We start from the raw sequence: 13,783 nt of genomic DNA on the forward strand, positions 1-13,783 counted from the left end.
AAAGTGGTGATCAAGTTTACCAAAAAGTGATTAAGCAACTTTACCAAAAAATGCTGCTTTTAAATTTGCTTATTACACTTCTCCTCGAAGAAGGCCGGATAGCCCGCCATTTCCATTATGTCGAATCGGGAATGTTACGTCAGTATTACTACAAAAACGGGCATGATATCACCGAACATTTTTCGTGTGAAGATGATTTGGTATTTTGCATCATCAGCCTGTTCAGACAAGAACCCACACGCTTGATGATCGAAGCCATCGAACCGACCGTGGTGTACGACATCCCCTATACCGGTCTGCAAGAATTGTTTGTTTCTTATTCCTCTATTGCTCAATTATACAAGAAAATTTTAGAATGGGGCCTTATGGTATCCCAGAACAAAGCCGACTCCTGGCGATTCGAAACTGCCAAGGAACGCTATAAACGTTTTCTAAAAGATTTTCCCGAAGCAGCCAAAAGAGCCCCTATCAGCCATATCGCTTCTTATCTGTTGATGACTCCCGAAACCCTCAGCCGCGTGAGGGCTGAAATCTTCCAGGAATAAATTGTAAGATAGGTGATCAGTAAACTTTTTCTAAGATAGTACCAGTCCTCAAGAAACCCCATGCCCCGGTCCCATGGGTTACAAAAAAAGAGTTAGATTTTCATCTAACTCCTTGATTTTCAATTTGTACCCAGGGCGGGAATCGAACCCGCACGTCTGTTGAGGACACTGGATTTTGAGTCCAGCGCGTCTACCAATTCCGCCACCTGGGCAAAGAACTCGGGTGCAAAGGTAGATATTTTCATATAACCTCCAAAGAAAAGTAGAATTTTTTTTGAATCTTTTTGCTAAGTTGCTCGTATAAAGGATATATTCTTAATGTTCAATACTCATATTTTCTTGAAAAATTCCTCATTGACCGGTAATCGATGGGGGATTTTTTGTCAGATGACGATTCGTTTGTGTACATTTGCCGACCCGTCGGGAGAAGAGTTTATAAATAGTAAGATATTTTAGAGATGAGATATTGGATCGTATTATTTTTATTTTGTCTGGGTATCGGACCAGCTGTCCAGGCACAAAATAAAGGTGTCGTTAAAGGACGAGTCTTCGATTTGGCGAGCAATGAGGCGATCCCATTTGCGAATGTCGTAGTTTATGGGACGACTCTGGGGGGAGCGACGGATGAGGAGGGAAGATTCCGGTTGGAAAATGTTCCTCCGGGACTTGTCCGCTTGGAGGTGAGTAGTATCGGTTATCAGACTTTGGTGACAGTAGGGTTTCTGTTGGGTACTGCCGGAGAGAGAACGGAAAATATCGGTTTGGAACCTGCATCGACTACTTTGGAACAGGTCGTAGTCAAAGCCAGTCCTTACCGTAAAACAGTAGAAACTCCGGTTTCCATTCAGCGGATAGGAATTGCGGAGATTGAAAAAAATCCCGGAGGCAACCGGGATATTTCCAAAGTAGTACAATCCATGCCGGGGGTATTGTCTTCGCCTGCATTCCGGAATGATTTTGTAGTCCGGGGTGGTGGGCCTGCTGAAAACCGGTTTTATCTGGACGGAGTTGAATTGCCCATCTTAAATCATTTCGCTACTCAGGGGGCTTCCGGTGGGGTAGTCAGTATTGTGAATATCGATTTTGTCAAAGAGGTAAATTTCTTTTCCGGTGCCTTCCCGGCTTCTTATGGTAATATGATGAGTTCTATGCTCGAATTTCGACAGATCGAGGGAAATCCCGACCGGGTGAAGACGCGGGTTACTTTCGGTGCTACTGATTACGGCCTGTCTTTGGACGGTCCGTTGGCTCCAAAGACTACTTTTATTGTTTCGGCCCGGCGAAGTTATCTGAAGATGTTGTTCGGTATCATCGGTTTGCCTTTTCTTCCGGTGTATAATGATATGCAATTCAAGACGGTCACCCGTTTGAATGCCCGGAATGAATGGACTTTGCTCGGTATTGGCGGATACGATATCAACCGTCTGAATACCGACCTGAAGAATCCCGACGATCATCAGAAATATTTGCTCGATTGGTTGCCGGAAAGCCGGCAATGGAGTTATACTTTGGGAACGACCTTTAAGCATTACGGCAATAACTGGTATCACTTTTTCGTCCTAAGCCGGAGTGGATTGTACAATAAGGTCGAGAAATACACCGGCAATGACCGTCATAATCCCAAAACAATCGACTATCGCTCTGGAGAATCGGAAAATAAATTCCGTTTCGAGCATCATCGTTATGCAGCGAATGGGTTTAAACTTCAGGTTGGGGCAGGTATCGAATATGCCCACTATGACAATACTACGGCCCGGCGGCTGTTCGCTGCGGGAGAAGCTATCGATCAGTATTATTCCCGGGCTTTGAATATGTGGAAATGGGCGGTCTTCGGCCAGGTGTCCCGGTCTTTTTTCTCCGAACGGCTGGCTTTATCCCTGGGACTCCGGGCGGACGGATGTAATTATACCGGTAAAACAGCTGCTCTTTACCGGCAAATATCGCCCCGTTTCTCATTTTCTTATGCATTCGACGAACGCTGGTCGCTAAATGGCAATATCGGCCGGTATTATCAGTTGCCTGCCTATACGACGCTGGGTTTTGCAGACGCCGGGGGAGTTCTGGTGAATAAACGGAATAAGACCGGATATATCGGAGCCGATCATTATGTACTGGGAGTTGAGTATCGTCCGGGAACGACTACCCGGATTACACTGGAAGGTTTTTACAAGACTTACGATCATTATCCCGTATCCCTGACCGATTCGGTTGCTTTGGCCAATAAAGGTACCGACTATGTGGCGGTGGGTGACGAAGCGGTTCGACCCGTCGGAGAAGGGAGAGCTTATGGGCTGGAATTGATGCTCAGAACCCAGGAATTTTATGGTGTCGTTGCTTCGTTGGCTTATACCTGGTATTATTCCGAATTTAAACAGTTGGATGAAAATTTGCAGAATACCCGTCGTTATATACCCAGTAGTTGGGATAACCGCCATATATTCTCTCTGACAGCAACCCGTAGGATAGGTAAAAGTTGGGATTTGGGGTTTAAATGGAGATATGTGGCGGGTGGGCCTTATACGCCTTATGATCGGGAGACTTCGGCACGGATAGAAGCCTGGGAGGCCAAACATCAGCCTTATTATGATTATTCGCGCTTCAATACACAGCGATTACCGGCTTTCCATCAACTGGATGTCAGGGTGGATAAGAGTTTTTTCTTTCGAAAGTGGTCGTTGATATTTTATGCGGACATTCAGAATATCTATAACTATAAAGCTTTAGGCCCCGATGAGCTGGTGCCTGTCGAAAATCCTGACGGAAGCTATCGCAAAGATCCTGACCGGGAAGGTTATTATCAGATGCGCAGCATAAAAAATGAATTGGGCGGAACGGTTTTACCCTCTGTCGGGGTAATTGTGGATTTTTAATCCACTTGCCGGATAGATTTTTCAGTGAGCGGATAAGTTGGTATAAATTTTGTAACTTTAGATATCGAAAATAGGTATGATTGAAAAATGACAAGTATATGAAAAATGTGGTTTTTGATTTGGGTGGAGTTGTGGTCGATTGGAGTCCCGAACGTTTGATGGAAGAATATACCGGTGATCGTGCAATGCCGGTGAGTCTGTTTGAAAGGGGATTTTTCCGGAAATTTTGGCCCGATTACGACCGGGGGACGATCGATCAGGTGAATATCGTTCGGGAAATGAGTGTTTTTTCGGGACGTCCTTATGCCGAATGTTGGGATTTTGTCGAATTTATCAAACATTCGTTGCGGGATATTCCCCAAACACAATGTCTGATTAAAGAGTTGGCCGGTAAAGGTTACCGTTTATTCTGCCTTTCCAATATGTCCCTGGAATTTTATGACTACCTGAAAGAACGGGAGGTCTTTCGGTATTTCGAGGGCCAGATCATCTCGGCTCACGAAAAACTGATTAAACCCGAAAAAGAGATTTACCGGATCCTGATCGACCGTTTTCAGGCATACCCCGAAGATACGCTCTTTATCGACGACCTGAAGGAAAATGTCGATGCGGCTCGTCAACTGGGTTTCCATACCGTGCATTTTGCCGATAAGGAAAAAGGATACCGGGAAATCAATAAAATTCTTTGCTCTGAGTTTTAGTTTTTAGTTTCCAGTAGTACCTCCCGCAAAGCATGACTCCGGTCAGGGTAAGCCCTATCGGATAGCCGATCCAGATTCCTGTGATGTCCCACTCGAGTACAAAGCCGCAGATGTAGCATACGGGCATGGCGATCAGGAAGTAACCAATAAAGGAGATGACAGCCATGGAGATCACATCGCCGATACCGCGGAGGGAATTGGCATAGGTAATCTGAAGGGCATCCCCGAATTGGTAGGCCAGCAGGATATAGACCAGGGTGGATACGACCCGGATGACTTCTTCGGAGGTGGTGAATAGATATCCGATCAGTTCCCGGGAAAATAAGAACACAGTACAGGCACAGACAGCGAGACAAAGAATGAGGTGGAAGCCTGCCATCGTCGTGCGGCGCACATGGAGCAGCTCCTGACGGCCGAAATAATTACTCACCCGTACAGATACCGCTGCTCCGACTCCGTAATAGATCATAAAACCTAAAGTCGAGATAGCCACCATCACCTGATGGGCGGCTAGGGCAATGCTTCCCAGCCAACCGATCATAATTCCCGTAATACTGAACAGGGCAGTTTCCAGTCCCATCTGTAAACCGACCATCCAACCCATTTTATTGAGTGAGAGGATATCGGTGAAATTGTATTTACCCCGTTTGTAACCGACCAGATAGCGGCGGTAACGGAGGTTGTGGTAAAATAAGACAGCGAAAGCTGCAAACATGAGGATACGGGCCGTTAAGGTGGAAATGCCTGCTCCTACGACACCCAGGGCCGGTAGTCCGAATTTTCCGTAGATCAGTATATAATTCCCGGCAATATTCACCAGATTGGCGGAGATCATGATGTACATGGGCGTTTTGGTATCCGTAATACCGTCGGCGAATTGCTTGAAAGAATTGAATAACATGACGAATACCAGAGATGCCAGCTGGAGAAGAAAATAAGGCCGGATCAACGGGAGCAATTCTTCAGGCTGTCCTAGCCGGTCGATATTGAACCATACCACTGTCATCGCCAGGGTCAGGAGCAAGCCGATGAAGAGATTTACCAACAGACTGTTGCGTAGCAGTTGACCGACATGATATTTGTCATGACGGCCGAAAAATTGTCCGACCAGGGGAGTAAGACCATAAGAAAAACCCAGACCGAAAAGAATGGGAATATTGAAGGCACTGTTGACAAATGAAGCTGCAGCCAGATCGAGAGTGGCATATTGTCCCACCATCATATTATCGGCCAGGCCTACCACCACAATACCGATTTGTCCGATGACAATGGGGATACCCAAACGGATGAGGGCTTTGTAATGTTCTTTATAGGGTGTGAAATAGCTCATGTCGCTTAGCATTTATAAAGTTCATAAAGTCCGATGGCCTCAGGGACCCGATAGACTGAATTAAAATGGTAACGGATAACGATATACCTCTTCCATTTGCAATGATACTGTCCAGCAGCAGCCGTTCCCCGGTCAGCGTGTCGCTTACCGGAATATCTTTCACGGTTATGATCTCCCCGTTAAAGTAGTTTACTTTTTTATGACATCCGCCTAAAAGAAACAGTAGGGATAACCCTCCTGCCAAAGCTTTTGTTTTCAAAGCCATAGCTGTTCTTATGGATATCTTCATAGACTGTTCCGGATTTGGATTATAAACTGTTTTGATAATTGTCGCAAAGCTAATCAATTTCTTGCCTGCCGGCAAATGGATTTCTTGCTTTTACGGATCGCTTTTTAGCATTTGTCTTTTACTTTTTGCATGCTACTTTTTTACTTTCTGCCTTTTTTTCGTACCTTGTCCCCGTTGAGATAAGTCCCGACTAAGGGTGGAGATTGGATGATGTTTTAAATTATTTGAATTATGAGAAAACTCTTAACTACTTTTGTTTGTGTATGGTTTACCCTGGCGGTATGGGCCGGAGATGGGATTTATGAAAAGTTGCAACAGATACCACAGATTAGTGAGATTCAGAAACTGGATGTAAAGCCTTTTCAGGAGTATTATCAATTCTGGTTCGAGCAGCCGGTCGATCATTCCGATCCCGCGAAAGGGACTTTCCGGCAACGGGTGTTGCTGGGGCATAAACAATCGGATGCTCCGGTAATCGTCGAGTTGGAAGGCTATAATATCTGGTCGTCGGAAGAAGGTGAATTGGCTAATATCCTGAAAGGGAATCAGCTGACGATAGAGCACCGTTTTTTCGATCAAAGTGTGCCGGAAGGAGGGATTCCCTGGGAAAACCTGACCATCAAGCAGGCTGCCGATGACCAGCACGAGATTATACAGGCTATCAGGCAGAAAATTTATCCGGCATCGAAATGGATCAGTACCGGAATCAGCAAAGGAGGACAGACGACGATATTTCACCGTTATTTTTACCCGGCCGATGTGGATATCAGTGTACCGTATGTGGCTCCCCTGAATCTGGAGTATGTAGATCCCCGTTTGGATAAATTCCTGAACCGGTTAGGGACGGCGAAGAGTGGGGTGAAAGCGCTTTTTAACTGGGAGGATCTGAATACCTGTCATTATACGATCCGTGATTTTCAGACCATGTGTTTCGAACATCTCGATACGCTGCTTCCTATGCTTGAGGAACTGGCTGCCGAAAAGAAATATACCTACCGGATGGTGGGAGGGACCAAACGGGCCTTGCAGCTGATGATTCTGGAATATCCTTTTGCGTTTTGGCAGTGGGGGAATAATTGTGCCGATATTCCCGATCAGGAAAGTGCCGATTGGGAGGAGATCTTCGAATACCTGGTGAAAGTGTCTTCCCCTGATTTTTTTGAAGATAAGTACATCGTCCGCATGCAACCGTTTTTTTATGCTGCTTTGACCGAGATCGGGATGTATGATTATAAAATAAAACCGTTCAAGAAATTCTTACCCGAAGACGATAAAGATATCGACTTTTCATTCACTATGCCTGAAGGTGTTGAAAAAAAGCCTTTTAATGACAAACAGATGAAGGCGATCAACGAATGGTTGCAGACGGATGCCGAGCGGATTTTGTTTGTATACGGCGGAAGTGATCCCTGGTATGCTACCGGCGTCGATTTGAAGAAAAACGGAAAATGCCGTAAATACGTAAGAGGGGATATGAGCCATGCTTGCCGGATTAAAGATTTCGATCCGGTGTCGAAAGAAGACTTGCTCGATACGCTGAACGAATGGATGCAAGAAAAATGAAAAGTGAAGGTTTGGCCGGCCTGACGACGGTAAGTGTCGATTGGGAAGAGCCGGCTGTAATTATTCTCGACCAGACGCAATTGCCCAATCGGGAAGCATATCTCCGCTTATATACTCCGGAGGAGATTTGGGAAGCCATTTATCACCTGAAGGTGAGGGGGGCCCCGGCGATCGGAGTTGCTGCTGCCTATGGCATGGCGGTTTGTGCACAACAATTCGGGGAACAGTCTTTTTCCGTTTTTTTTCAAAAATTTACGGAGGTAAAAAAATACCTGGCTTCTTCACGTCCTACTGCTGTAAATTTATTTATGGCTTTGGACCGGATGGAAAAATGTGTTTTGTCGTTGCAGGATCAGCAGGTTGATACAATAAAAATAAAATTGCAGCAGGAGGCGGAAGCTATCCGGGCAGAGGATGCGGCTGCTTGCCGGAGTATCGGGGAATGGGGATTAAGTGTTTTACAACCGGGAATGGGGCTGCTGACTCATTGTAATGCCGGACATCTCGCAGTTTCTGCATATGGTACGGCTTTGGCTCCTGTTTATTTGGGGCAGGAGCGTGGTTATCATTTTAAAGTGTATGCAGATGAAACCCGTCCATTGTTACAGGGGGCACGTTTGACTGCCTTTGAACTTCAGAAAGCAGGAGTCGATGTCACTTTGATCTGTGATAATATGGCTTCCTGTGTGATGGGACAGGGAAAGGTGCAGGCTGTTTTGGTAGGATGCGACCGGATAGCGGCTAATGGAGATGTTGCTAATAAAATAGGTACTTCCGGAGTTGCTGTTTTAGCTAAATATTATGGAATTCCTTTTTACGTACTTGGACCGACTTCTACAGTTGATCTAAAATGTCCGGATGGGGCACATATTCCCATTGAAGAACGGCAAGTCGGTGAAATCACAGAAAAATGGTATACCCGACGGATGGCACCTCCGGAAATAAAGGTGTATAATCCTGCTTTCGATGTGACCCGTCATGAATTGATTACGGCAATCATTACCGAAAAAGGGATTTTATATCCTCCTTTTGATCGTGTCCTCTCTAAATTGTAGTGCTTAGTGCTTCACTGATTACTGCTGTCGCACCCAGTTGGCTGTTCACATATTCCAATGCCTTTTGTCCGGCGGTTTCTGCAATTGTCGGATGTTGAATCAGGCTGTCCAGGATCTCCGAAAGTTCTGCCCCGTTGGAAATGCTGAAAGCTCCGCCTTCCCGGATCAGGCTGACCGCTTCGTTGAATTTTTGATATTTGGGTCCGAAAATTACCGGTATTCCATACACGGCAGCTTCAAGGGTATTGTGGATACCGACTCCGAAACCTCCGCCGATATAAGCGATCTTTCCATACCGGTAGATCGATGAAAGCAGACCGATACAATCGATAATCAATACCTCCTTATCGGCCAAATCGGTATTTTCCGAGGTGTAGCGGGCTACCTTCTTCCTGCATTTGTCCAGAATCGCTTTGATGTGATTTTCCCCGATTTCATGAGGGACGATGATCCATTTATAACCGTCCGGATGGCAGTTGATATATTCCAGGAGAATTTCTTCATCGGGTGGCCAGGTGCTGCCGCAGACTATGGTGGGGCGGCCGTCACAGAATTGCTCTATTTTGGCGATTTGTTTTGCATTTTCCGCGATCTGTTTTACCCGGTCGAAACGGGTATCTCCTGTCAGTCTGACATTTTTTATGCCGATGGATTTCAGTAATTCCACCGATTGCCCGTCCTGCACGAACAATTCTTTGAAGCATCCCAGCATCCGCCGGTGGAGTTTTCCCCAACTTTTAAAAAAAGGCTGGTTGGGACGGAAAATGGCTGAGATGAGATATACCGGGATGTTTCGTTTGTTCAGTTCGTTCAGGTAGTGGAACCAGAATTCATATTTGATAAAGACCGCTGCATCCGGACGGAATTTTTCAATCAGGCGGACCGCATTGCGTTGCGTATCTCCCGGCAGATAAAGGATGTAATCTGCACCGGTATAATTTTTGCGGATTTCATAACCTGAGGGCGAAAAAAAGGTAAGCAGGATTTGGGTTGCCGGTTCTGCGGCCTTCAAGGCTTCGATCACCGGGCGGCCTTGTTCGAATTCGCCCAAAGAAGCGGCATGAAACCACACCAAACGACCTTCTCCCCGTTGTATACCGGCTGCTTTTTTCCAGACTTCTTTTCTGCCTTTACGTAAAAGGGCTGCTTTTTCATTGAAGGGAGCTGCCAATTGTATAGCCAGATGATATGCCTGAATTCCAATATTATATAAGAATGCCATAACGATACTTTGAATCTAGGCCGCAAAATTAATAATAAAACCCGAATGATGCGCTTTTCCTCTTTCTGCTTTTTTTAACCTTTAACTTTTTACTTTTACCTTTTTCCTTCCTATCTTTGTCCCGTCATTGTGGAAAGATTTGGCTGATTGCAACCACAGAAAAAAATTGCTAAAATGCATATACTTCTGAATTCAACCATCCATTGCCTTTCCCGTAATATAATTAACCGATTGGATATTGATTGCGTATAGTACATTTTCAATTTTCAATTTTCAATTTTCAATTAAATTATGGGATATTTATTTACTTCAGAGTCTGTATCGGAAGGGCATCCTGATAAGGTTGCCGATCAGATTTCGGATGCAGTGCTCGACCGGATTCTGGCGTTCGACCCGGAAGCAAAAGTAGCCTGTGAAACTTTGGTGACAACCGGACAAACTGTCATTGCAGGCGAGATTAAAACAAAGACTTATGTAGATGTGCAGCAAGTGGCCCGTGAAGTGATCAATGAGATCGGCTACACCAAGAGTGAGTATATGTTCGATGGAAATAGTTGCGGGGTATTTTCTGCGATCCACGAACAATCGCCGGATATCAACCGGGGAGTGATGCGTGAAGATCCGATGGAACAGGGGGCCGGTGATCAGGGGATGATGTTCGGTTATGCCTGTAACGAGACCGATAATTATATGCCGTTGTCCCTGGAATTAGCTCATCTTTTACTGAAAGAATTGGCTCAAATCCGGAAAGAGGGTCAGTTGATGCAATATCTGCGTCCCGATTCGAAATCACAGGTGACCATCGAATACGGTGATGACGGGAAACCGGCCCGTATACATACGATTGTCATTTCTACCCAGCATGACGATTTCATCAAGCCGGCCAATGAAACGCCGGAAGCCCAGCTGAAAGCCGACGAGGCTATGGTGGAATGGATCAGAAAAGATATTGTCGATATTCTGCTGCCCCGGGTAAAGGCCCTGTTGCCAAAACGGGTACAGGCTTTATTCGATAAAAATGTCATTCTTTTTGTCAACCCGACCGGTAAATTTGTGATCGGAGGTCCTCATGGAGATACAGGGCTGACAGGGCGTAAGATTATCGTCGATACCTACGGGGGGAAAGGAGCCCACGGTGGGGGAGCTTTCTCCGGAAAAGACCCTTCGAAAGTCGACCGGTCTGCTGCCTATGCAGCCCGGCATATCGCTAAAAATATGGTAGCAGCGGGGATAGCCGACGAGATCCTGATCCAGATTTCCTATGCGATCGGCGTTGCCCGGCCTGTAGGAGTGTATGTAAATACTTACGGTACTTCGAAAGTCTGTTTAACGGATGCAGAGATTGCCGGGAAAGTCAACGAGATTTTCGACCTTCGTCCGAGGGCTATCGAAGAACGCTTGAAATTATGTAATCCGATTTATCAGGAGACTGCCAGTTATGGACACATGGGACGCAAACCCGAAGTAGTGAAAAAAGTGTTCACTTCGAATTATTGGCCTACAGTTGAGAGAGAAGTGGAACTTTTTACCTGGGAAAAACTGGACTATGTCGATGAAATAAAGCGGGTATTCAAAGAGTTTAAGAAACCGCTCTCATAAGAGAGGTGTCTCTGGACATTGAAGTTGTAATTTGAACTGTGTCAGCGAAGAAAAAGAATAAAGTATGGACTTTGCTGACACAGTTTTTCAAAAGAATCTGGAATATAAATTGGAAAATCTATTATTAATCCTTTATTTTGTTCGGTAAAACAACGGAAGACACAGTGAGCGAACAGAAAGATTTTTTGCAACGTTTTAATTTGAAAGACGAACAAGCTTATCATAAACTCTTTCAGCAATTTTATAGTTATCTTGTCCTTTTTGCAGAACGCAGAGTGGAAAATCACAAGGTGGCTGAAGATATCGTGCAGGAAATCTTTATCAACATCTGGGAAAGTAACAAACAATACAATTCTATCAACGGATTTAAAGCTTATTTGTACGAAGCCGTCTCGAACCGTTGTGCAGATTACTGGAAACACCGGGCAGTCGAAGAAAAATACACGGCACATGTGCTTTATGAACAAAAACTACCCGATTTTTCAGTGCAAGAGGAAGAAATATTGCGGGAGTTGTACGCAGCTATCGGTGAATTGCCGCAACGTAGCCAGGAGGTCATTCTTTTATCTTTAGAAGGTAAGAAAAATCAGGAAATAGCCCAACTGCTGAATCTGTCTGTGCTTACTGTCAAAACCCATAAGAAAAATGCTTTCCGTTATTTAAAAAATCGACTGCAAAATCTGGTGCTGTTAGTTATGATTATGCAGATTTCTAAAAAAGATATCCTGCCATCATGTTCCGGCTAACCGGTAAGTTATGACAGGATCTGATGTTCTATCCGGCTTGAAGCTCTATTTCTTATTTTACCTGAGCCGGCATCGGAAGGGGTGGTCTGTCCGGTACGGTATAGTCGGCCGGTAGTTCATATTGGTCATGTTCAAGGAAGTGATTGCCCAACTCCCTCATACCGGCGGCGTTATATTCACATACATTCAGGCGGAACAGAAGCCATTGTACAATAGCATACCGGCGGAATAACACGTGTCGTCGGCCTTTCAAGCCTCCGGCAAAGAGAGCAGGTATCCGGGAGCGAAATCCGCCTATTATACTTCACAGTGAACCGCTTGAAGAAATTCAGGTCTTTCAGCGATTAATTAACCCATAGATAAACTAACCTGTTGCGGATGATTTGCCGGTCTGAAAAGCTTCAGGTTAGGGATTATTCCTTATTCATCTCCTATTCACGCCCTATATACATACATCGGGGATAAGGTGTGAATAGGGTATGAATAGGGGGTGTAACGGTTATGTTGCCTGTCTTCACCCTGTTTTCTCCCTGTGTGGAGCGTTGTTTCTGTGTTTTTTGCAAACCTTTTGACGGATTCTTTTCTTTCCGGAAAAAATTGACATATTTGTAAATACTAAGAGAGGGTGTGTCTGACATACCCTCTCTTGATGATGTTTGTTCAGGGGTTAACTCTATTTTACTCCACCATCCGGGCTGGCATCGGAAGGGGAGGCCTGTCCGATACGGTATAACTGGCCGGTAGTTCATATTGGTCATGTTCAAGGAAGTGATTGACCGCCTTTCCCATGCCCGCGGAGCTATATTCATATACATTCAGGCGGAACAAAAGATATTGTACAATAGCATACCGGGAAGCAACATTGAAATAAGGTACGTTGTTTATCATACAACTCTCTTCTTCACAATGATAAACAAATGCCTGGTTAGTTGCATCACTGAGGCATCCGTAACCTCCGTCAGCAGGTTTCAATACTTCGCTATAACGATCTGTGTTTCCATTTAAAAAACTCCAGTAATACTGTGGAAAATTAATCAGTGCCGCATTTATAGGTAGCCCCAGATTATAACAATATAGCCTGCAATTTCTATAATTATTTATTAAAGTTTTATCTTCAGTAGTAAACAACTGTTCGGTAGACCATTCGTCTCCCAGTTTTCCGATAGCGTGTCCACCGACTTCATGCAGGAAAATGTTGGTAAATCCTCCCGGTAGTTGCGCATCTCTGTTCAGGGGAACATAACTGACTGTCCTGTAATCGGTATCATTCTTATCAGTCGGGTCGCCATACCAATAGGTTGAGCCTCCATAACGTTCGTCATTAACCAATACAATGATAACAGAATTTGTTTTCAGTATGTCGTCATCCATTCCCAGAATTTGGTTCGCATAATTGAAAGCCCTTGTATTGCTTCCAATTATGCGGTGGTTCTCTTCGTTAAAGTAACTGAATAATGCTGTATTTCCTGACTCGGAAGTTCCGGCTCCCCGTTCTTTCGATTCGCAAGCCACCGACCAGACATTGAAATATTCCTTGTAGGTTTTATAGGGTTCGACAGCAAATAAGGCCTCACAAGCTTCTTCTACCGCCAAGTCGAATACTCCCGTTTCTGCAATCAGATCATCGGGCGTAAAGCCATCTCCCAAAAAAATCAGGTTAAAACCGTTTTCGGGGTCCCGTTCACCATAGTGTTTCCGTATGTGTCCGTCCACACGGATTCCTCCTTCTTGGGAAGCAGTTAATTTCAATGTACGTACACCGTATTTCAAACGAATGGTCGTAGATCTTCCTTTCTTTTGACTATTATCTGTGGTTGTAAAAACCAGTTCGGCATCTCCTGAACCTATGGTATCTGCTACTTG

General features: G+C 45.0%; 11 protein-coding genes and 1 tRNA gene. 7 read left to right on the forward strand and 5 right to left on the reverse strand.

What is annotated here, in order from left to right; genetic code table 11:
• On the forward strand, positions 1–545 hold a 545-nt coding region (locus tag WS42_RS12660), incomplete at its 5' end, for a Crp/Fnr family transcriptional regulator (protein WP_229032433.1).
• A 127-nt stretch (positions 546–672) separates the two neighbouring features.
• On the opposite strand, the gene WS42_RS12665 is transcribed toward WS42_RS12660, so the two are convergent.
• Positions 673–757: transfer RNA gene (locus WS42_RS12665), tRNA-Leu, on the reverse strand.
• A gap of 246 nt (positions 758–1,003) precedes the next feature.
• On the opposite strand from WS42_RS12665, the gene WS42_RS12670 reads away from it, so the two are divergent.
• Positions 1,004–3,415 carry a TonB-dependent receptor gene (locus WS42_RS12670; RefSeq protein ID WP_013612407.1) on the forward strand — a complete coding sequence of 804 codons (2,412 nt, stop codon included), beginning with the start codon at positions 1,004–1,006 and terminating at the stop codon, positions 3,413–3,415.
• Between the two features lie 98 nt (positions 3,416–3,513).
• The gene (locus WS42_RS12675; protein ID WP_013612406.1) at positions 3,514–4,116 is read left to right on the forward strand and encodes an HAD family hydrolase; all 603 of its coding nucleotides are present in this window, start codon (positions 3,514–3,516) and stop codon (positions 4,114–4,116) included.
• On the opposite strand, the gene WS42_RS12680 is transcribed toward WS42_RS12675, so the two are convergent.
• Positions 4,088–5,446 carry an MATE family efflux transporter gene (locus WS42_RS12680; protein WP_046451193.1) on the reverse strand — a complete coding sequence of 453 codons (1,359 nt, stop codon included), beginning with the start codon at positions 5,444–5,446 and terminating at the stop codon, positions 4,088–4,090. The genes WS42_RS12675 and WS42_RS12680 overlap by 29 nt on opposite strands.
• Positions 5,424–5,735 carry a hypothetical protein gene (locus tag WS42_RS12685; RefSeq protein ID WP_046451194.1) on the reverse strand — a complete coding sequence of 104 codons (312 nt, stop codon included), beginning with the start codon at positions 5,733–5,735 and terminating at the stop codon, positions 5,424–5,426. Before WS42_RS12685 ends, WS42_RS12680 begins: the two co-directional genes overlap by 23 nt.
• 231 nt (positions 5,736–5,966) lie before the next feature.
• Between WS42_RS12685 and WS42_RS12690 the strand changes: the two genes are divergently transcribed.
• Complete coding sequence (locus tag WS42_RS12690) at positions 5,967–7,298, forward strand: S28 family serine protease (RefSeq protein WP_013612403.1); 1,332 nt, start codon at positions 5,967–5,969, stop codon at positions 7,296–7,298.
• Positions 7,295–8,353, forward strand: coding sequence for an S-methyl-5-thioribose-1-phosphate isomerase (gene mtnA, locus WS42_RS12695; protein WP_046451195.1), 1,059 nt, complete (start codon positions 7,295–7,297; stop codon positions 8,351–8,353). The genes WS42_RS12690 and mtnA overlap by 4 nt, the downstream gene beginning before the upstream one ends.
• Here the strand turns inward: mtnA and WS42_RS12700 are convergent.
• Complete coding sequence (locus WS42_RS12700) at positions 8,343–9,575, reverse strand: 3-deoxy-D-manno-octulosonic acid transferase (protein WP_046451196.1); 1,233 nt, start codon at positions 9,573–9,575, stop codon at positions 8,343–8,345. The genes mtnA and WS42_RS12700 overlap by 11 nt on opposite strands.
• 291 nt (positions 9,576–9,866) lie before the next feature.
• Here WS42_RS12700 and metK point away from each other — a divergent pair, with 291 nt between their 5' ends.
• Both metK and WS42_RS12710 read left to right on the forward strand, forming a co-directional pair.
• Positions 9,867–11,174, forward strand: a complete 1,308-nt coding sequence (gene metK, locus WS42_RS12705; protein ID WP_022159366.1) for a methionine adenosyltransferase — start codon at positions 9,867–9,869, stop codon at positions 11,172–11,174.
• Positions 11,175–11,338: 164 nt separating this feature from the next.
• Positions 11,339–11,920 carry an RNA polymerase sigma factor gene (locus WS42_RS12710; RefSeq protein WP_046451198.1) on the forward strand — a complete coding sequence of 194 codons (582 nt, stop codon included), beginning with the start codon at positions 11,339–11,341 and terminating at the stop codon, positions 11,918–11,920.
• A gap of 678 nt (positions 11,921–12,598) precedes the next feature.
• Here the strand turns inward: WS42_RS12710 and WS42_RS12720 are convergent.
• Positions 12,599–13,783, reverse strand: a 1,185-nt coding sequence (locus tag WS42_RS12720; protein WP_046451197.1) for a M64 family metallopeptidase, incomplete at its 5' end; no start/stop codon positions are given.

The organism is Odoribacter sp. N54.MGS-14 (assembly GCF_000980295.1).
In the GTDB taxonomy this organism is placed as follows: Bacteria; Bacteroidota; Bacteroidia; order Bacteroidales; family Marinifilaceae; genus Odoribacter; species Odoribacter splanchnicus.

What these genes read in the sequence shown, in the direction of transcription:
- WS42_RS12675 (WP_013612406.1), top strand. Translation starts at nt 3,514, where the DNA reads ATGAAAAATGTGGTTTTTGATTTGGGTGGAGTTGTGGTCGATTGGAGT.
- mtnA (WP_046451195.1), top strand. Translation starts at nt 7,295, where the DNA reads ATGAAAAGTGAAGGTTTGGCCGGCCTGACGACGGTAAGTGTCGATTGG.
- WS42_RS12670 (WP_013612407.1), top strand. Translation starts at nt 1,004, where the DNA reads ATGAGATATTGGATCGTATTATTTTTATTTTGTCTGGGTATCGGACCA.
- WS42_RS12690 (WP_013612403.1), top strand. Translation starts at nt 5,967, where the DNA reads ATGAGAAAACTCTTAACTACTTTTGTTTGTGTATGGTTTACCCTGGCG.
- metK (WP_022159366.1), top strand. Translation starts at nt 9,867, where the DNA reads ATGGGATATTTATTTACTTCAGAGTCTGTATCGGAAGGGCATCCTGAT.
- WS42_RS12700 (WP_046451196.1), bottom strand. Translation starts at nt 9,575, where the DNA reads ATGGCATTCTTATATAATATTGGAATTCAGGCATATCATCTGGCTATA.
- WS42_RS12680 (WP_046451193.1), bottom strand. Translation starts at nt 5,446, where the DNA reads ATGAGCTATTTCACACCCTATAAAGAACATTACAAAGCCCTCATCCGT.
- WS42_RS12685 (WP_046451194.1), bottom strand. Translation starts at nt 5,735, where the DNA reads ATGAAGATATCCATAAGAACAGCTATGGCTTTGAAAACAAAAGCTTTG.